Here is a 20,843-nt window from a genome sequence, read left to right as displayed (position 1 = left end):
GGCTTACTCCTTGTCCTTCAAGACGTCCGGCATATAGGCCCGGTGGAAGCCGTTGAAGGATTCGCTGTGGGTCGCCTTGTGCAGAGGCCAGGCGCGACTGCCCAGGCTGGCCGCGCCGTCGATGCGCAAGGTGCTGCCGCTGATGAACGCGGCTGCCGGGCTGAGCAGAAACACGATCGCCGCGCTGACCTCGGATTCGGTGCCGATGCGCTTGAGCGGCACGTGTTCGCGCAAGGTCGGAATCACGGCTTTGAACGCACCTTCGTAAGTGTCCATGCCGCTGGAAGCGATCCAGCCCGGCGCCACTGCGTTAACCCGAACGCCGGCGTAACCCCATTCGAATGCCGCGGTCTTGGTGAAGTTGTCCATGCCCGAACGGGCAGCGCCGGAGTGACCCATTCCGGGCATGCCGCCCCACATGTCGGCGAGCATGTTGACGATGCTGCCGCCGTGTTTGCTCATCGACTGGTTGAACACTTCCCGGGCCATCAGGAAACCGCCAACCAGGTTGGTCCGCAGCACGGTTTCGAAACCTTTCTGATTGATCGAGGCCAAGGGCGACGGGTACTGCCCCCCGGCATTGTTGACAAGTCCGTGGATCGGACCGTGCTCGCGGATCAGCTCGCTGACCAGCGCCTTTACCGCCTCTTCGTCACGGATATCGCAGACCTTCCAGTGTGCGCGCCCGCCATCCTCGGCAATTTCAGCGGCGACGGTTTGCAGCTTTTCCGGCTTGCGTCCGACCAGCACCACGTTGGCCCCGAGCGCCGCCAGTTCGTGGGCGGTGCAACGTCCGATGCCACTGCCGCCCCCGGTGACGATGACGGTCTGGCCGCTGAACAGATCGGCTCTGAAAATCGATTCATACGCCATGGTGCCAATCCTCTAGTCGAACTGTTCGGCGATGCTCTGCGGCACCGGGATCTGGATTTCCAGTAGTTGTTGGGCGAAGGCCTTGCCTTGCGGGTCGATGCGCAAACTCGCCACGCCGCCGCCACCAAGGGCATTTTCCAGCAGGAAGTTGAGGCTGTGGGTGCCGGGCAGATACCAGCGTTCGACCCGACCGTGAATTGGGTCGAGGACATGGCTCATCCAGTCGACGACCACCGCCGGGGTCAGTGCTTCGGCGATCCACGGCAGGTATTCGGGACGACGTGGCATGACGCCAATGTTGCTGTGATTGCCCTTGTCGCCGGAGCGCGCCACCGCCAGTTTGACCAACGGCACGCTCGCGTCGGCGCGGCCCTGGGGTTTGGGCGTTTCGTGGGGCAGGGGCAGATCCTGGCTGTCGAGGGTGGCGGGGGCGGGCAGGGCGAACGGGTGAGATTCGCCGGCGATGTCGATCTGCAATGTGCAGGCGCTTTTGTCGATGAGGAAGGAGAACAGACGGATCAGCGGATACACCGTCGGCCGTCCGCCGACGATGCCGGTCAGCCCCGGCGCCATGCCGGTCGCGGCCTGGGCGATTTCTCGGGAGAACAGGATCAGCGCTTGTTTGTTGGGGTGGCGCACGGCGAGTTTGATCACCACTTCGCGACTGTCCCGGCGCTGGCCGTGAGGGCCGTAGGTGGCTTCGCTGCCAAGCAGTTCGACGTGGGTTTCGGTGTATGGCCCGAAGCCTTGGTGGTCGAGCATTTCCGAGGTTTTGTCGAGGATCGCCTGGCTGACGCGTCGGGCTTTTTCCACCGCGTCAATCCCGGCTATCAGGCAACTGGCGGTACAACGGAAACCGTCCGGACAGGTTGCACTGACCTTGTATTGGTCGCTGGGCGGCAGGCCTTTGGCACCGTGGACCCGCACGGCGTTTTTGCCGTGTTGCTGGAGTTTGACCTGGCTGAAATCGCAGACCACGTCGGGCAACAGATAGGCCTGCGGATTGCCGATTTCGTAGAGCATCTGTTCGCCGACGGTCAGGGGGGTCACCAGCCCGCCGGAGCCCTCGGGTTTGCTGACGATGAACTGGCCGTCGGCGCTGACTTCGACGATCGGGAAACCGATGTGCTCGTAATCCGGCACATCGCGCCAATCGGTGAAATTGCCGCCGGTGCATTGCGCGCCACATTCGATGATGTGCCCGGCCAGGGCGGCTTGCGCGAGTTTGTCGTAGTCGTGCCATGACCAGCCAAATTCATGCACCAGCGCAGCGCTGACCACTGCGCTGTCGACCACGCGACCGGTGATGACGATGTCGGCGCCCAGGCGCAGCGCTTCGACAATGCCCGGCGCGCCGAGGTAGGCGTTGGTCGAAACACACATCGGCGGCAGCGGGGCGCCGCTGAACATTTCCGTGATGCCCTGGGTGGCGAGCTGTTTGAAGTGCGGTTGCAGGTCATCGCCCGACAGCACGGCGATTTTCAGCGATACGCCGGCCTTGTCGCAGGCCGCTTGTAGCGCGGCGGCGCAGGCATTTGGATTGACCCCGCCGGCATTGCTGATGACGCGAATCTTCTGTTCGGCCAGTTGCGGCAACAGAGGCGCGAGGACTTCGATGAAATCGCCGGCAAATCCCGCCTGCGGGTCCTTCATGCGCGCGCCAGCCATGATCGACATGGTTATTTCGGCCAGATAGTCGAAGACCAGATAATCCAGCTGTCCTCCGGCCACAAGCTGTGCGGCGGCGGTCGAGGTGTCTCCCCAGAATGCGCTGGCGCATCCAATGCGAACCGTGGTGGGCATTTTGATCTCCGACTCAGAAGCCTGTGACAGAAGTGTATCGAGGCTACCAAGCAAGCGCTTGGTTTGTAAACAGGCGAAATTATCTTCTGCCCAAGCGCTTGCTTGGTCACCGCCGGCGGCTTAAATTGCCCGCGCAACGCCGCCGTTTCTGCAGCGTACGGCGCATTTGACTGATCGACTGTAGGAGAGAACGGGTGGACGAGCAAAAAGCCCTGAGGGTCATGCGTGAACTGGTCGATGCCGGCCAGCTGACCGATCCGGACAGCGCTCGCGGCAAACTGCTGCAAGTGGCGGCCCACCTGTTCCGCAACAAAGGCTATGAGCGCACCACGGTGCGCGATCTTGCCGGTGCCGTGGGGATTCAGTCCGGCAGCATCTTTCATCACTTCAAGAGCAAGGATGAAATCCTGCGGGCGGTGATGGAAGAAACCATCCGCTACAACACGGCACTGATGCGTGCAGCCCTGGCCGAAGCGGACGATGTGCGTGAGCGGGTGCTGGCGCTGATCCGCTGCGAATTGCAGTCGATCATGGGCGGCAGCGGCGAAGCGATGGCGGTGCTGGTGTATGAGTGGCGCTCGCTGTCCGAAGACGGTCAGGCCAGGGTGCTGGCGCTGCGGGACATCTACGAAGACCTCTGGCTGCAAGTGCTGGGCGAGGCCAAAGAGGCAGGTTTCATCCGTGGTGACGTGTTCATTACTCGACGTTTTCTCACGGGCGCATTGTCCTGGACCACCACCTGGTTCCGCGCCGGCGGCAGTCTGAGTCTCGATCAACTGGCAGAAGAAGCGCTGATCCTGGTGCTCGAAGAACGCTGATCACTTTCTATCGGCCCGGGAAACTGGCTAACTGGGCGAAACCGCCTAGCTTGAATGCATGGAACGGTACTTTTTCGGGGAGTGGGGTGTTTTGAAGTCTTCGTCAAATCGGATGGCCGCCGGGCTGATGCTCGCAGCGCTGGCTGCATCCTGGGTTTTGCCTGCTCAGGCGGTGCAAGTGGTTCGGGTGGGGGCAGCGCATTTTCCGCCTTACACCATTCGCCCGGAAAACGGTGCCGACACCGGGCTGCTGCCGGAACTGGTCGCTGCATTGAACAGCTCGCAGAGCGAATACCGTTTCGAGCTTGTCCCCACCTCGATTCCGCGACGGTTCGGCGATTTCAAGGAAGGCCGTACGGACATGGCGATCTTCGAGAATCCGGACTGGGGCTGGAAAGACATTCCCCATACCACGGTCGACATGGGGCTGGAGGACGCGGAGATTTTCGTCGCGGAAAACGAGCCCGGTCGCCAGCAGAATTACTTCGCTGACCTCAAGGGTAAACGCCTGGCGTTGTACAGCGGCTATCACTACGAATTCGCCAACTTCAATGCCGACCCCAAATACCTCGCAGAAACCTACAATGCCACGCTGACCTATTCCCACGACAGCAACCTGTTGATGGTGCTGCGCGGGCGGGCGGACATTGCGCTGGTCACTCGCTCGTATCTGTTCGATTACCTGCTGCGCAACGACAAGGTGCGCGACGAGTTACTGGTGTCCCAGCGCATCGACCAGATCTACCACCACTACGCGATTCTAAGTCCGAAAGCGCCGATCACCGGCGAGGCGTTTGGCAAGCTGCTACAAGGGCTGCGCGACAGCGGGCAGATGCTGAAGATATTCGATCCGTACAAGATTGCCGTGGTGCCGGTGTCCGCAAACTGACCCCGCCAGGCGGCCAAAGCACGATCACCGTTCGTCTGAATCACTTCTCACCTGTCAGATCTGACAGGTTCGCTCGTGGATTTCCGATGCTTCACTGGTCTCCACAGTAACTGACTGAATCATCAGTCGGATGATTGAGGAGTTTTCATGATGGCAAGCACCGAAAAGCAGGATTATCCACCGCCGATCGTTGAAGGGGCGTTAGCCAACAATACGCTTTACCCAATGCATGCTCTGGAAGGCACTCGGGTATTCGTGAAATTCCCTGGAATGAATAGCGCGCAGAAAATTCATCTCAGATGGAAGGGAGCAGCAGGAGTGGGCAGTCCGGTCTTTGACGTATTGTCAGGGAGTGAAACCGGAATTGTGGAGTTTTTTGTTCGTGCAGAAACTATCGGTGCCTGCATCGGAAAAACGATTCAGGTTGAATATGTAGTTGTAGAAGATAGTGAAACAACACCTTCGCTCGCACTTGAGCTCAAAGTTCAGTTCTTTGAACCTTCTGCCCTGCCTGCAGCCGACCTTCCTGATCAGACGGAAAACGACGATGGGGATAGGGTGCTAAACCTTGGTACATTCGACCATGATCCGGAAGTTACTCTGCCGCCGTGGCCGTTTATAAACGCAGGTCAGCGACTGTGGATGGTGGCTATTGGTCAACGGAACTATCCATCGGAAACGGAGCTTTTGTTGCTCGACGCATACAAGATTAACGAAGATGACGTTAAAAATGGCCTCCGCTTGAAAATCACCGGCCCATGGATTCGGTCTCTGGACGACTATTCAGCGATGATGATCCGCCCCTACGTATCGTTTGACGGTGATCCCAACTTCAATAATGCCCATGAGCTACCGCACACCACCTGTAATCTTCGGCAGGGTAAGCCTGAAAAATTCAATGATTACACAGACTTTAAATATAGCTACTGGAATGGGTGGAAGAAGGGGCTTGCCGCGGCAAGTCCTTTGGATCTTGTCCTTAAGAACGATGTCACGGGGCCTTATCTTTTCAATTGGGGATATACGTCACCCAACATCGGATTGCATCTATTCAAAGATTACGACTATCTGAAACCTGGTACTCAATATGAGTTCAGTCTGGAGCTTAGAAGAAACTCCAGCGCTAACCCGGTCCCCAGGTTTTCGCTTGAAACAAACCAGTCGATCATTGTTCAACCTTTCGATTTAGTCTCACCTGCATGGCTTACGGTCAGTGGGACTTTCGTTGCAAATTCCAGCGATGCGCAACTCAGGCTTGTGAGCTATGTGGATTCGGTCGGTGGAAATGACTCGGATGTAACTCGGATGCGACTCAGAGAGCTTTGAAGCAGGTTGGAAAAAGGTGGAAATTTCGTTGAAACGCTAAATTTCCACCGATGGCTCACGTCCCATCGTTGAACTGTCGACGATTATCGTGAGCCCGCCCCATGTCCAATCTGAATGACCTGACTGCCCTGGCCCTGCCTTCGGGCAGCCAGCTGGTAGCTGATGCAACCGAAAGCCGTCTGAGCCTGAGCCTGGACGGGCAACCGCTGATTCGCCTGCGTCTTGATCGTAAAGGCCAGGGGCCGATCCAGATCGATGAACACTATGCATTGCCACCAGGCCAGGCGCTGTGGGCAGCCTGCTATTGGCTGTTTGCCCGGGATCCGGCGCGTCAGCGATTGATCTGGCAACTGGATCAGGCGCCGACCGAAGCCTTGCGCAGCGGTTTGCTGGTGGGCACTGAAGTGGCGGGTGAATATCGCTGCGAGCGCACGTTGTTCTGGCAACTGCCGCAACCGTGGCTGGGCAATTCGCTGACGGGCAGTTATCCGCAGCAGATGGTCATCAGCAACGGCAAGCGCCATCCGCTACGGCCGGTGAAGCCGCGCGGTGAGGTGTACCGGCGTTTCGATGCGCATCTCGGTGCCTGGATTTCCCTGCGAACGGTGGAGATCGAGCAGGATCTTGCGCGTTTCAATCGCTGGCAGAACAGTCCGCGAGTCGCCAGTTTCTGGCAGGAGGAGGGCAGCCTCGAACAGCATCGCGAGTACCTGAACAAGCTTGACGCCGATCCGCACACCCTGACCCTGATCGGTTGTTTCGATGATCAGCCGTTTGCCTATTTCGAAGCTTACTGGGCCAAGGAAGACCGCATCGCGCCGTTCTACGATGCCGACAATTACGATCGCGGCATCCACATGCTGGTCGGGGAAGAAGACCATCGCGGCCCGCACAAAGTGGCGAGCTGGCTGTCGGCGCTGGTGCACTACCTGTTCCTGGATGATCCGCGCACCCAGCGAGTGGTGGCCGAACCGCGTGCCGACAACGCGAAGATGATCGGCCATATGCACAATCAGTGCTTCCACTGCGACAAGGAGTTCGATTTCCCGCACAAGCGCGCGGCGCTGATGATCCTTGGTCGCGAGCGGTTTTTCGACCGCTGCACGCTGGTGTGACATTTCGCTGAAAACAAAAAAGATCGCAGCCCTTCGACGAAGGCTGCGATCTTTTTTTGCGGCCGATTTTTATCAGCGACGGTTCGCGGACATGGCATCGGCCCGGCTGCCCGACACCTTGCGGCAGTGCACCAGCGCATCACGAATCATGAAGTTGACCAGGGTCGGCGAAACGCCGAGCTCCTTGGCGATGTCCTTTTGCGGCACGCCATGCAGACGATACATCTCGAAGGCGTAGCGCGTGCGGACCGGCAGCTCGGTCAGCGCGTCGGCGATGTGTTCCAGGGTCGAGAAGTTGATGTGCGAGGTTTCCGGCGAGGCGCCCTGAATGACCACGTTCAACCCTTCCTCCTCGGGGCCGGCGTACTTTTGCTCCAGCGCCTGTTTGCGGTAGTGATCGATGGCCAGATTGCGCACGATCTGGAACAGATAACTCAGCTGGGCCTTGATCGACGACGTGATCGGCGGCGCCGATTGCAGTCGGAAGAACGCATCCTGCACCACATCTTCGGCGCGTGACCGGCAGCCGGTAATCCGGGCTGCAATCTTGACCAGAATCAGTCGATTGTCGACGAATGCCTGAAGTAGCGGTGAATCGCACCTGCTTGTGGATACTTGTTCCGTCATGGAAATCACCTTGCTGCCAATAGGTTAGTGGGACGCCTGGGGGGCGGGGCCGTCCTACACATCGAGCGACAAATTATGTTGAATGATAATGATTGTCAATTGAGAAAGAGAACTAATGATCCATAACGGTGCGATCCGTGAACTGCGACACGCCGCCGCACTCGCCCAAGCGCGCAGCCCCGTTGGCGATCCAGCCTGCCGACTAATTATTTCAAGACGTCATCCGTTCTCATTGGTGAATGGATCCGGGTTCGCAGCCCCGGACCTACCGCATTCCAATGCCTTGCACGGTCGGCAAAGACCGTGTCCCGCATGCCTTGCACGGGCATGCCGCAGCCAACCCGATTCCACCAGCAAGCCGAATTCAGGCAGGAAACCTCATGACCGACGCGTTCGAACTCCCCAGCACCCTGGTCCAAGCCCTCCAGCGCCGCGCGGCTCTGACGCCGGACCGGCTGGCCTTGCGCTTTCTCGCTGAAACCGAGGAGCAGGCTGTGGTGCTCAGTTATCGCGAACTCGATCAGCGCGCGCGGACCATCGCGGCGGCGTTGCAGGCCGAGGCCGGCTTCGGTGATCGCGCCGTGTTGCTGTTTCCGAGTGGCCCGGATTACGTCGCGGCGTTTTTCGGTTGCCTGTACGCGGGCGTGATCGCGGTGCCGGCCTATCCGCCGGAGTCGGCCAAACGTCACCATCAAGAGCGCCTGCTGTCGATCATCGCCGACGCCGAACCGCGTCTGCTGCTGACCAGCGCCGACCTGCGCGACGCCCTGCAGCAAATCGAAAGCGCACCACCGCTGCTGTGCGTCGACACCCTCGACAACGCGCTGGCCGAACGCTGGGTCGAACCGACCTTGCCGCAAGACCACATCGCCTTCCTGCAGTACACCTCCGGTTCGACGGCGCTGCCCAAAGGCGTGCAGGTCAGCCACGGCAACCTGGTGGCCAATGAACTGTTGATCCGTCACGGCTTCGGCATCGACGTGAACCCCGACGACGTAATCGTCAGCTGGCTGCCGCTGTACCACGACATGGGCCTGATCGGCGGCCTGCTGCAGCCGATCTTCAGCGGCGTGCCGTGCATCCTGATGTCGCCGGCGTACTTCCTCGGCCGGCCATTGCGCTGGCTCGAAGCGATCAGCCAATACGGCGGCACCATCAGCGGCGGGCCGGACTTTGCCTATCGACTGTGCAGTGAACGCGTCAGCGAATCGGCGCTGGATCGTCTTGATCTGAGCCGCTGGCGCGTCGCCTATTCCGGCTCCGAGCCGATCCGTCTCGACACCCTTGAGCGCTTTGCCGATAAATTCAGCGCATGCGGTTTCAGTGAAAGCAGTTTCATGGCGTCCTACGGTCTGGCGGAAGCGACCCTGTTTGTCGCCGGCACACCGCGCGGCACCGGCATTCCGGCGCTACGTGTGGATGATCAAGCCCTGGCCCAGAACCGTGCCAAACCGGGCGAGGGCAGCCCGATCATGAGTTGCGGCATCAGCCAGCCGGAACATGCGGTGCTGATCGTCGAGCCGAGCAGTCTCGAAGAACTGACCGACAACACCGTCGGCGAAGTCTGGGCAGCCGGCCCGAGCATCGCCCACGGCTACTGGCGCAACCCCGAGGCAACCGCCAAGACTTTCGTCCAGTACGCCGGCCAGACCTGGTTGCGCACCGGTGACCTGGGCTTCATCCGCGACGGCGAATTGTTCATCACCGGTCGCCTGAAAGATATGCTGATCGTGCGCGGCCACAACCTTTATCCGCAGGACATCGAGAAGACGGTCGAGAACGAAGTGGAGGTGGTGCGCAAGGGCCGCGTCGCCGCGTTCGCGGTCAATCGGAATGGTGAGGAAGGCATCGGCATCGCAGCGGAAATCAGCCGCAGCGTGCAGAAAATCCTTCCGCCCGAAGCGTTGATCAAAGCCATCCGTCAGGCGGTGGCCGAGACTTATCAGGAAGCACCGAGCGTGGTGGTGCTGCTCAACCCGGGTGCGCTGCCGAAGACCTCCAGCGGCAAGCTGCAACGTTCGGCCTGCCGCAATCGTCTGGCCAACGGCAGCCTCGACAGCTACGCGGTGTTCCCGTCGGCCACCGCTGAAACCGCTCATGAGTCGACCGCGTCCACCTCCGAACTGGAAGCGTTGATCGGCAAAATCTGGGCTGAGCAACTCAACGTCAAACAGGTCAACTCCGACGATCACTTCTTCCTGCTCGGCGGCAACTCGATCGCAGCCGCCCAAGTGATCGCCAAGGTTCGCGAAGAGCTGAGCCTGGAGCTGAACCTGCGCCTGCTGTTCGAAGCCCCGACCCTGTCCGCATTCGCCGCCGCCGTGGCGCAACAGCAACAGGATGGCGGCCGCGCCCAGGGTGAAATCACCGCGCTTTCGCGCAACGAAGCCTTGCCGCAATCGCTGGCGCAAAACCGTCTGTGGATCACCTGGCAGCTCGATCCGCACAGCAGCGCCTACAACATTCCCGGTGCCCTGCGCCTGCGCGGCGAACTGGACGAAGACGTCCTGCGCGCCAGTTTCCAGCAACTGATCGAACGTCATGAATCCCTGCGTACGCGTTTCTTCGAGCGCGACGGCGTGGCCCTGCAACAGGTCGAAGCGGCGGCTGAGTTCAACCTGCAACTGATCGACATCAGTGATCTGCCGCCCAGCGAGCGTGAAGCCCGCGCACAACAGATCCGCGAAGACGAAGCCCGCACCCAGTTCGATCTGGAGAAAGGTCCGCTGCTGTGGGTAACGCTGGTTCGCCTCGATGACGAGGATCACCAGTTGCTGGTGACCATGCACCACATCATTGCCGACGGCTGGTCGCTGAACGTGCTGATCGACGAGTTCTCGCGCCTGTACGCCGCCGCTTCCCACGGCCAGCGCGCGGAACTTGCGCCGCTGCCAACCCAATACGCCGACTACGGCAGCTGGCAGCGCCAATGGCTGGCGCAAGGCGAGGGTGAGCGGCAACTGGCGTACTGGAAAGCGCAGTTGGGTGATGAGCATCCGACGCTTGAACTGGCGACCGACCATCCGCGTTCCGCCAAGCAAAAGCACAGCTCCGCACGCCACAGCGTTCGTCTGGGGATCAGCCTCAGCGACGCCATCCGCCAGACTGCCCAGGCCTACCAATCCACACCATTCATGCTGCTGCTCTCGGCCTTCCAGAGTCTGTTGCATCGCTACAGCGGCCAGCGTGACATCCGCGTCGGGGTGCCCAACGCCAACCGTCCGCGTCTGGAAACCCAGGGCCTGATCGGCTTCTTCATCAATACCCAGGTACTGCGCGCCGACGTCGATTCGCGTCTGCCGTTCACCGAACTGCTGGCGCAAACCCGACAGGCTGCGCTCGGTGCCCTGGCCAATCAGGATCTGCCGTTCGAACAACTGCTCGAAGCCTTCCCGCAGGCCCGCGAACAGGGGCTGTTCCAGGTCATGTTCAACCATCAGCAACGCGACTTGGGCGCGCTCAAACGTCTGCCGGGTCTGCTCGCCGAAGAACTGCCGTGGCACAGCCGCGAAGCCAAGTTCGATCTGCAACTGCACAGCGAAGAAGACCGCAACGGTCGCCTGACGCTGTCCTTCGACTATGCCGATGAGCTGTTCGACGCTGCGACCATCGAGCGTCTCGCCGAGCATTTCAGCAACCTGCTGCGTGCTGTCTGCGAACGTCCGGAACAAACCATCGGCGACCTGCCGCTGCTGACCGCCACCGAACACACTCAGCAAAATGCGTGGAGCGTTGCCCCGTGCACCCCGGCGCAACAATGGCTGCCGGAATTGCTGAATGAACAAGCACGCCAGACGCCTGATCGCACCGCGCTGGTATGGGACGGCGGCAGCCTCGACTTCGCTGAACTGCACGCCCAGGCCAACCGTCTCGCCCATTACCTGCGCGACAAGGGTGTCGGCCCGGACGTCTGCGTGGCCATTGCCGCCGAGCGTTCGCCGCAACTTTTGATCGGCCTGCTGGCGATCATCAAGGCCGGCGGCGCCTACGTACCACTTGATCCGGATTACCCGGCCGAGCGTCTGGCCTACATGCTCAGCGACAGCGGCGTCGAACTGCTGCTGACCCAGACTGCATTGCTCGACCGCTTACCGGCCAGCGCAGGCGTCAGCGTGATCGCCATGGACACGCTGCACCTTGAGAACTGGCCGAGCCAGGCACCGGGCCTGCACCTGCACGGCGACAACCTCGCCTACGTGATTTACACCTCCGGCTCCACCGGCCAGCCGAAAGGCGTGGGCAACACTCACGCGGCGCTGGCCGAGCGTCTGCAATGGATGCAGACCACCTATCGCCTGAATGAAACCGATGTGCTGATGCAGAAGGCGCCGATCAGTTTTGACGTGTCGGTGTGGGAGTGCTTCTGGCCGCTGATCACCGGTGCGCGCCTGTTGATCGCCGGCCCCGGTGAACATCGCGATCCGCATCGCATTGCGCAGTTGGTTCAGCAGTACGGCGTAACCACGCTGCACTTCGTGCCGCCGCTGCTTTCCCTGTTCATCGATGAGCCTTTGAGCACCGGCTGCACCAGCCTGCGTCGCGTGTTCTCCGGCGGTGAAGCGCTGCCGGCGGAGCTGCGCAACCGCGTGCTGGCGCAACTGCCGACGGTGCAACTGCACAACCGCTACGGCCCGACCGAAACCGCGATCAACGTCACCCACTGGCATTGCACCGTGAACGATGGCGAGCGTTCGCCGATTGGCCGTCCGCTGGGCAACGTGGTTTGCCGCTTGCTCGACGGCGATCTCAATCCAGTGCCGGCCGGTGTGCCGGGTGAACTGTGCATCAGCGGTATCGGCCTGGCCCGTGGTTATCTCGGCCGCCCGGCGCTGACCGCCGAACGTTTTGTGGTCGATCCGCTGGGCGAGCAGGGCGCGCGTCTGTACCGCACCGGTGACCGCGCGCGCTGGAACCACGATGGCGTGATCGAATACCTCGGCCGTCTCGATCAGCAGGTCAAACTGCGCGGCTTCCGCGTCGAGCCGGAAGAAATCGAGGCGCGTCTGCTGGCTCAGGACGGCGTGGCTCAGGCCGCCGTGCTGGTGCGTGAAACCGTCGCCGGCCCGCAATTGATCGGCTACTTCACTGCAACCGATACCAGCGAAGATCAGGACGCGCAATCCGCTCGCCTGAAAGCCGCACTGGCCGCCGAGCTGCCGGAGTACATGGTCCCGGCGCAACTGATGCGTCTGGACACAATGCCCCTGAGCCCGAGCGGCAAACTCGACCGCCGCGCCTTGCCCGAACCGCAATGGCAGGTGCGCGAACACGTCGAGCCGATCACCGAGCTGGAGCAGCAGATCGCCGCGATCTGGCGCGAAGTGCTGGGCCTGAAACAGGTCGGCCTGCGCGACGACTTCTTCGCCCTCGGCGGTCACTCGCTACTGGCCACGCAAATCATCTCCCGCACCCGTCAGGCCTGCGACGTCGAGCTGCCGCTGCGTGCCTTGTTTGAACACAGCGAACTGGGAGATTTCGCCGAGCAGATCCGCCAGATCCAGGCCAGCGGCCGCACCAACAAACAGCCGCCGATCGACAAGGTTGATCGCAGTAAACCGGTGCCGCTGTCCTATTCCCAGCAGCGCATGTGGTTCCTCTGGCAGATGGAACCGGACAGCCCGGCGTACAACGTCGGCGGCATGGCGCGTCTGCGTGGCGTGCTGGATGTCGGGCGTTTCGAAGCAGCGTTGCAAGCGCTGATCCTGCGTCACGAAACGCTGCGCACTACGTTCCCGAGCGTCGACGGCGTGGCCCGTCAGCACGTGCATGCCGAGACCGGCGTGCGCATGGACTGGAAGGATTTTTCGAAATTCGCCGCCGACGTGCGCGAGCGGAAAGTCCAGCAACTGGCCGACGACGAAGCGCACCTGCCGTTCGATCTGGAAACCGGCCCACTGCTGCGCGCCTGCCTGGTCAAGACTGCTGAGCAGGAGCATTACTTCGTCCTGACGCTGCACCACATCGTCACCGAAGGCTGGGCGATGGACATCTTTGCCCGCGAACTCAGCGCACTGTATGAAGCGTTCGTCGATGATCGCGAATCGCCGCTGGAGCCGCTGCCGGTGCAGTACCTCGACTACAGCGTGTGGCAGCGCAACTGGCTGGAATCCGGCGAGCGTCAGCGTCAGCTCGACTACTGGACTGCGCAACTGGGTCGCGAACATCCGCTGCTGGAATTGCCGGGCGACCGTCCGCGTCCGCCGGTACAGAGTCATCAGGGTGAACTGTTCCGTTTCGACCTGAGCGACGATCTCGCCGCGCGCGTCCGGGCGTTCAATGCGCAGAACGGTCTGACCCTGTTCATGACCATGACTGCCGCACTCGCGACCCTGCTTTACCGCTACAGCGGCCAGACCGATCTGCGCATCGGAGCGCCGGTGGCCAACCGTATCCGCCCGGAAAGCGAAGGCCTGATCGGCGCGTTCCTCAACACTCAAGTGTTGCGTTGCCAGCTCGACGGCCAGATGTCGGTCGGCGAGTTGTTCGAGCAAGTGCGCCACACCGTGATCGAAGGTCAGTCCCATCAGGACCTGCCGTTCGATCATCTGGTTGAAGCGTTGCAGCCACCGCGCAGCGCCGCGTACAACCCGCTGTTCCAGGTGATGTGCAACGTGCAGCGCTGGGAGTTCCAGCAAAGCCGCATGCTCGCCGGGATGACCGTCGAGTACCTGGCCAACGATGCGCGGGCGACCAAATTCGACCTCAACCTGGAAGTCACCGACCTCGACCATCGCCTCGGTTGCTGCCTGACGTACAGCACCGACCTGTTCGATGAGCCGACGATTGCGCGCATGGCCCGCCATTGGCGCAACCTGCTGGAAGCGCTGATCGCCAACCCGCAACAGCGCCTCAGCGAACTGCCGCTGCTCGATGCGCCTGAGCAACAGCAATTGCTCGACAGCCTTGGCGTCGAGCCGGGCGAGCGTCGTCTCGATCAGTGCATTCATCACCTGTTCGCCGAACAGGCACTGGCGCGCAAGGATGCGCCAGCCCTGACCTTCGCCGGGCAGACCCTGAGCTATGCCGAACTCGACGCCCGCGCCAATCGCCTGGCCTGGGCTCTGCGCGAGCGCGGTGTCGGCCCGCAAGTGCGGGTCGGTCTGGCGCTGGAGCGTTCGCTGGAAATGGTCGTCGGCCTGCTGGCGATCCTCAAGGCCGGCGGCGCCTATGTGCCGCTGGACCCGGAATACCCGCTCGACCGTTTGCATTACATGATCGAAGACAGCGGCGTCGGCCTGCTGCTCAGCGACCGCGTGATGTTCAAAGCCCTCGGCGAACTGCCGCCGCACGTGGCGCGCTGGTGCCTGGAGGACGATAGCGCCGCGCTGGCCAATTACCCGTCCACAGAGCTGCCATTTATCAGCCTGCCGCAGCATCAGGCGTACCTGATTTACACCTCAGGATCCACCGGCAAGCCGAAAGGCGTGGTGGTGTCCCACGGTGAAATCGCCATGCACTGCCAGGCTGTGATCGAGCGTTTCGGCATGCGTGCGGACGACTGCGAGCTGCACTTCTATTCGATCAATTTCGACGCCGCCACCGAGCGCCTGCTGGTGCCGCTGCTCAGCGGTGCGCAAGTTGTATTGCGTGCACAAGGACAGTGGGACGCGGAAGAAATCTGCGGCCTGATCCGCGAACATCGCATCAATATCCTCGGTTTCACCCCGAGTTACGGCAGCCAGTTGGCGCAGTTCCTCGCCACGCAAAACGACATCCTGCCGGTGCGCATGATCATCACCGGCGGCGAAGCGCTGACCGGCGAACATCTGCAACGGATTCGCGCGGCGTTCAAGCCGAGCATGTTCTTCAATGCCTACGGCCCGACCGAAACCGTGGTCATGCCGCTGGCCAGTCTCGCGCCGGATGTTCTGGAAGAGGGCGCTGGCAGCGTGCCGATCGGCAGCGTGATCGGTGATCGCGTGGCCTACATTCTCGACGCCGATCTGGCGCTGGTGCCGCAAGGTGCGACCGGTGAATTGTTCGTCGGTGGCGCCGGTCTGGCGCTGGGGTATCACGACCGCGCCGGCATCACCGCCGAACGTTTCGTCGCCGACCCGTTTGCTGCCGATGGCGGGCGCATGTACCGCACCGGCGACCTGGTGCGCCAGCGTGCCGATGGTCTGGTGGAATACCTCGGGCGGATCGACCATCAGGTGAAGATCCGTGGCTTCCGTATCGAACTGGGCGAGATCGAAACCCGCCTGCTCGATCACGATTCGATCCGTGAAGCGGTGGTGTTGGCGCTGGATGCGCCGAGCGGCAAGCAACTGGTTGGCTATCTGGTGACCGAGGTCGCTTCGCGAAGCGAAGCTGAGCAGGTCGAACTGCGCGAAGCGCTGAAGGCGCACCTGAAGACGCAACTGCCGGACTACATGGTGCCGACCCATCTGATTCTGCTGGCGAGCATGCCGCTGACCGCCAACGGCAAGCTCGACCGCAGCGCGTTGCCGGCACCGGATCTGGACCTCAATCGTCAGGATTACGTGGCGCCAAGCAACGAGCTTGAGCAGACCCTGGCGCAGATCTGGTGCGAGGTACTCAACGTCGAGCAGGTTGGTCTCAACGACAACTTCTTCGAACTGGGCGGCGACTCGATCCTGTCGATTCAAGTGGTCAGCCGCGCGCGCCAGCAGGGCATTCACTTCAGCCCGCGCGATCTGTTCCAGCACCAGACCGTGCAGACCCTGGCCGCTGTCGCCAGCCGCAGTGAAACCGTGACCGCCGAGCAAGGTCTGGTGACTGGCGAATCGCGTCTGACGCCGATCCAGCACTGGTTCTTCGATACCGAGATTGCCGAGCGTCAGCACTGGAACCAGTCGTTGCTGCTGGAGCCGACTGTGGCGCTTGAACCGCACCGTCTGGAGCAAGCACTGTTGGCGGTGATCGAGCAGCATGACGCCTTGCGCCTGCGCTTCATCGAGGCCAACGGCAGATGGCAAGCAACCCATCAACCGGTGACCGATGCAGCGGTGCTTTGGCAAGTTCGCGTGCCGTCGATGGACAAATGTGCCGCACTGTTCGCCGATGCCCAGCGCAGTCTCGATCTCGCGCAAGGCCCGCTGCTGCGCGCCGTGCTGATCGATGGGCCGGACGCTCAGCAACGGCTGTTCATCGCGATTCATCACCTGGTGGTCGACGGTGTGTCGTGGCGGGTGCTGCTCGACGATCTGCAAACCGTGTATCGCCAACTCGACGCCGATCAGTCGGTGAAACTGCCGGCGAAAACCAGCGCCTTCAAGGACTGGTCAGCGCGCTTGCAGGCCTACGCCGGCAGCGAATCCCTGCGTGAAGAACTGAGCTGGTGGCAAGCGCAACTGGCTGGCCCGAATGCCGACTTGCCGTGCGAACGTCCTGAGGGCGGTCGCGAGAATCGTCATGCACAAACGGTCAGCGTGCGTCTGGATGCCGAGCGCACCAAACAACTGCTGCAACAGGCACCGAGCGCCTATCGCACGCAGGTCAACGACTTGTTGCTGACCGCACTGGCCCGCGTGCTGTGCCGCTGGAGCGGGCAGCCGTCGGCGCTGATTCAACTGGAAGGCCACGGCCGCGAAACCCTGTTTGACGAGATCGACCTGACCCGCACCGTCGGCTGGTTCACCAGCGCCTATCCGCTGCGCCTGACCCCGCACAACATCGAAGAGGCCGCCGGGCAGGGCGCTTCGATCAAGGCGATCAAGGAACAGCTGCGGGCCGTGCCGCACAAAGGCCTTGGTTATGGCGTGCTGCGTTATCTGGCCGATGACGCCAGTCGTGAAAGCATGGCGGCATTGCCGAACGCGCCGATCACCTTCAACTACCTCGGCCAGTTCGACCAGAGCTTCGGCAGCGATGCGCTGTTCCGTCCGCTGGACGAGCCGGTCGGCGCGGCCCACGATCCGCACGCACCGCTGCCGAACGAGTTGAGCGTCGACAGTCAGGTGTACGGCGGGGAACTGCTGCTGCGCTGGACTTTCAGCGCCGAACGTTACGACGCGCAGACCATCAACGAGCTGGCGGATGCCTACGTCGGTGAGTTGCTGAGCCTGATCGAACACTGCCTGCAAGACGAGGCCGGCGGTCTGACGCCGTCGGACTTCCCGCTGGCGAAACTGACCCAGGCGCAACTCGATGCGCTGCCGGTGCCGGCGGCGCACATCGAAGATGTGTACCCGTTGACGCCGATGCAGGAAGGCATGCTGCTGCACACCTTGCTCGAACCGGGCACCGGTCTGTACTACATGCAGGATCGCTACCGCATCAACAGCGAGCTCGACCCCGAGCGTTTCGCCCAGGCGTGGCAAGCGGTGGTCGCCCGTCACGAAGCGCTGCGTGCGTCGTTCTGCTGGAATGTCGGCGAAGACATGCTGCAAGTCATTCATACACCGGGTCGCACGCCGATCGAGTATCTGGACTGGAGCGCGATCGCTGACGCCGAGCAGGAGCCGAAACTGCAAGCGTTGCTGAAAAGTGAACGCGAAGCCGGGTTCGATCTGCTCAATCAGGCGCCGTTCCACCTGCGCCTGATCAAGGTCGGCGCCGCGCGTTACTGGTTCATGATGAGCAACCACCACATCCTGATCGATGCCTGGTGCCGTTCGCTGCTGATGAACGATTTCTTCGAGATCTACACCGCCCTTGGCGAAGGTCGCGAAGCGCAATTGGCGGTGCCGCCGCGATACCGCGATTACATCGGCTGGCTGCAACGCCAGAGCCTGGCCGAAGCGCGCCAGTGGTGGCAGCAGAACCTGCAAGGTTTCGAGCGCACCACGCCGATCCCGAGCGACCGTCCGTTCCTGCGTGAACACGCCGGTGAAAGCGGCGGCATGATCGTCGGCGACCGCTACACCCGACTGGATGTCGAGGACGGCGCCCGTCTGCGTGAGCTGGCCCAGGCCCATCAACTGACCATCAACACCTTTGCCCAGGCGGCGTGGGCACTGGTGCTGCGACGCCTGAGCGGTGATCGCGACGTGCTGTTCGGTGTGACTGTTGCCGGGCGTCCGGTGGAGATGCCGGAGATGCAACGCACCGTCGGCCTGTTCATCAATAGCATCGCGCTGCGGGTGCAGATTCCGGCGGACGATCAGCGCGCCAGCGTGCGTCAGTGGCTGAGCGGTCTGCTCGACAGCAACATGCAACTGCGCGAGTACGAATACCTGCCGCTGGTGAACATCCAGGAGCAAAGCGAACTGCCGAAAGGCCAGCCGCTGTTCGATAGCCTGTTCGTGTTCGAAAACGCCCCGGTGGAAGTCTCGGTGCTGGACCGTGCGCAGAGCCTTAATGCGACCTCGGACTCGGGCCGTACCCACACCAACTTCCCGTTGACGGCGGTTTGCTATCCGGGCGACGACCTCGGCCTGCACCTGTCCTACGACCAGCGTTATTTCGACGAATCGACCATCGAGCGAATGCTCGGTGAGTTCAAGCGTCTGTTGCTGGCGCTGGTCGACGGCTTCCATGGCGACATGGCCGACCTGCCGCTGCTGAGCCATGAGGAACAGGATTTCCTGCTCCACGGTTGCAACCAGAGTGAGCACGAGTATCCGCTGGAACAGAGCTACGTCGAACTGTTTGAAGCGCAGGTCGCGCAACATCCGCAACGCATTGCCGCCAGTTGCCTCGATCAGCAGTTGAGCTACGAGCAACTGAACCAGAACGCCAACCGTCTCGGCCATGCGCTGGTTGCTGCGGGTGTGCAGATGGATCAACCGGTAGCGCTGCTGGGCGAGCGCAATCTGGATCTGCTGGGCATGATCATCGGCAGCTTCAAGGCCGGTGCCGGTTACCTGCCGCTGGATCCGGGCCTGCCGAGCCAGCGTCTGCAACGGATCATCGAGCTCAGTCGCACGCCGTTACTGGTATGCTCCGAGGCTTGCCGTGAACAGGCGACGACCTTGCTGGATGAATTCAGCTGCGCCAACCGCCCACGCCTGCTGGTGTGGGAAGAGGTTCAGACCGGTGCGGTGTCTTCGGCGAATCCGGGCATCTTCAGCGGTCCGGACAACCTGGCCTACGTAATCTACACCTCGGGTTCCACAGGGTTGCCGAAAGGCGTAATGGTCGAGCAGCGCGGCATGCTCAACAACCAGTTGAGCAAGGTGCCGTATCTGAACTTGAGCGACGCCGATGTGATCGCTCAAACCGCTTCGCAAAGCTTCGACATTTCGGTCTGGCAGTTCCTCGCTGCACCGTTGTTCGGGGCGCGGGTGGACATCGTGCCGAACACCATCGCCCACGATCCGCAAGGTTTGCTGGTGCATGTGCAGCAGCAGGGCATCACCGTGCTGGAGAGCGTGCCGTCGCTGATTCAGGGCATGCTCGCTTCGGATCGCCTGAGCCTCGATGGCCTGCGCTGGATGTTGCCGACCGGTGAAGCGATGCCGCCGGAACTGGCGCATCAATGGCTGCTGCGGTATCCGGAGATTGGTCTGGTCAACGCCTATGGCCCGGCGGAATGCTCGGACGATGTGGCGTTCTTCCGCGTCGACCTGGCCTCGACTCGCGGCAGTTACCTGCCGATCGGTACCCCGACCGACAACAACTTGCTGTACCTGCTCGATGGTGCGCTGGATCTGGTGCCGCTGGGTGCAGTGGGTGAGTTGTGTGTGGCGGGCACCGGGGTCGGTCGTGGTTATGTCAGCGATCCGCTGCGCACCGCACCGGTGTTCGTGCCGAACCCCTTCGGTGCGCCGGGCGAGCGTCTGTATCGCACCGGTGACCTGGCGCGCCGCCGCAGTGATGGCGTGCTGGAATACGTCGGCCGGGTCGACCATCAGGTGAAGATTCGCGGTTACCGGATCGAGCTGGGTGAAATCGAGGCGCGTCTGCATGAGCAACCGGAAGTTCGCGATGGCGCGGTCGGCGTGCAGGAAGGCGTCAACGGCAAGCATCTGGTCGGCTATCTGGTCGCCGCAGATTCCGCACTGAATCAAAGCGAACGCCTGGAGCGGATCAAGCAACGCCTGCGCGCCGAACTGCCGGAATACATGGTGCCGCTGCACTGGTTGTGGCTCGACCGATTGCCGCTCAACGCCAACGGCAAACTCGACCGCAAGGCGTTGCCGGCGCTGGAGATCGGCCAGTTGCAGAGCCAGGATTACCTGGCACCGCGCAGCGAACTGGAGCAGACCCTGGCCGATATCTGGGCCACGGTGCTGAAGGTCGAGAAGGTCGGGGTGTGCGATAACTTCTTCGAACTGGGCGGTCACTCGCTACTGGCCACGCAGATCGCCTCGCGGGTGCAGAAAGCCCTGCAACGGGATGTGCCGCTGCGGGCCATGTTCGAATGCAGCACGGTGGAGCAACTGGCCGAATATATCGAAGGGCTGGCGGCCAGTGATATTACCGAGGAGAAGGTGGACCGGTTGAATGATCTGATGGCGGAGCTGGAAGGTTTGTAGTCTTCAGTGC

The 20,843-nt window shown here is 61.8% G+C and carries 8 protein-coding genes; 5 read left to right on the top strand and 3 right to left on the bottom strand.

Features of this window, described 5'->3' with window-relative positions; all coding sequences use genetic code 11:
- Positions 1-3 precede the first annotated feature (3 nt).
- Both NH234_RS20990 and NH234_RS20985 read right to left on the bottom strand, forming a co-directional pair.
- Entirely contained in the window at positions 4-873 is an 870-nt protein-coding gene (locus NH234_RS20990) for an SDR family oxidoreductase (protein WP_367254181.1), read from the bottom strand.
- 12 nt (positions 874-885) lie between these two features.
- Entirely contained in the window at positions 886-2,676 is a 1,791-nt protein-coding gene (locus NH234_RS20985) for an acyclic terpene utilization AtuA family protein (protein WP_367254179.1), read from the bottom strand.
- 194 nt (positions 2,677-2,870) lie between these two features.
- Here NH234_RS20985 and NH234_RS20980 point away from each other — a divergent pair, with 194 nt between their 5' ends.
- The 4 genes from NH234_RS20980 to NH234_RS20965 all read left to right on the top strand — a co-directional run bounded on the left by NH234_RS20980 (position 2,871) and on the right by NH234_RS20965 (position 6,824).
- Entirely contained in the window at positions 2,871-3,494 is a 624-nt protein-coding gene (locus tag NH234_RS20980; RefSeq protein WP_367254177.1) for a TetR/AcrR family transcriptional regulator, read from the top strand.
- Positions 3,495-3,585: 91 nt separating this feature from the next.
- Entirely contained in the window at positions 3,586-4,383 is a 798-nt protein-coding gene (locus NH234_RS20975) for an ABC transporter substrate-binding protein (RefSeq protein WP_085730625.1), read from the top strand.
- A 147-nt stretch (positions 4,384-4,530) separates the two neighbouring features.
- On the top strand, positions 4,531-5,709 hold the full coding sequence (locus NH234_RS20970) for a hypothetical protein (RefSeq protein WP_367254175.1): 1,179 nt from the start codon (positions 4,531-4,533) through the stop codon (positions 5,707-5,709).
- Positions 5,710-5,810: 101 nt separating this feature from the next.
- Positions 5,811-6,824 carry a GNAT family N-acetyltransferase gene (locus NH234_RS20965; RefSeq protein WP_367254173.1) on the top strand — a complete coding sequence of 338 codons (1,014 nt, stop codon included), beginning with the start codon at positions 5,811-5,813 and terminating at the stop codon, positions 6,822-6,824.
- A gap of 72 nt (positions 6,825-6,896) precedes the next feature.
- Here the strand turns inward: NH234_RS20965 and NH234_RS20960 are convergent, their stop codons facing one another.
- Positions 6,897-7,451 carry an RNA polymerase factor sigma-70 gene (locus NH234_RS20960; RefSeq protein ID WP_085700118.1) on the bottom strand — a complete coding sequence of 185 codons (555 nt, stop codon included), beginning with the start codon at positions 7,449-7,451 and terminating at the stop codon, positions 6,897-6,899.
- Positions 7,452-7,831: 380 nt separating this feature from the next.
- Here NH234_RS20960 and NH234_RS20955 point away from each other — a divergent pair, with 380 nt between their 5' ends.
- Positions 7,832-20,833: a non-ribosomal peptide synthetase gene (locus tag NH234_RS20955; protein WP_367254171.1), complete on the top strand. Its 13,002-nt coding sequence runs from the start codon at positions 7,832-7,834 to the stop codon at positions 20,831-20,833.
- Positions 20,834-20,843: the final 10 nt, after the last annotated feature.

Source organism: Pseudomonas sp. stari2 (assembly GCF_040760005.1).
Lineage (GTDB): Bacteria > Pseudomonadota > Gammaproteobacteria > Pseudomonadales > Pseudomonadaceae > Aquipseudomonas.
The sequence above is the reverse complement of the archived record's forward strand: the minus strand, read 5'-3'. Positions and strand labels throughout refer to the sequence as shown.

Bases quoted from the DNA above. Each gene is read 5' to 3' on its own strand.
- NH234_RS20990 (WP_367254181.1), bottom strand. From the start codon at position 873: ATGGCGTATGAATCGATTTTCAGAGCCGATCTGTTCAGCGGCCAGACC.
- NH234_RS20985 (WP_367254179.1), bottom strand. From the start codon at position 2,676: ATGCCCACCACGGTTCGCATTGGATGCGCCAGCGCATTCTGGGGAGAC.
- NH234_RS20970 (WP_367254175.1), top strand. From the start codon at position 4,531: ATGATGGCAAGCACCGAAAAGCAGGATTATCCACCGCCGATCGTTGAA.
- NH234_RS20965 (WP_367254173.1), top strand. From the start codon at position 5,811: ATGTCCAATCTGAATGACCTGACTGCCCTGGCCCTGCCTTCGGGCAGC.
- NH234_RS20960 (WP_085700118.1), bottom strand. From the start codon at position 7,451: ATGACGGAACAAGTATCCACAAGCAGGTGCGATTCACCGCTACTTCAG.
- NH234_RS20955 (WP_367254171.1), top strand. From the start codon at position 7,832: ATGACCGACGCGTTCGAACTCCCCAGCACCCTGGTCCAAGCCCTCCAG.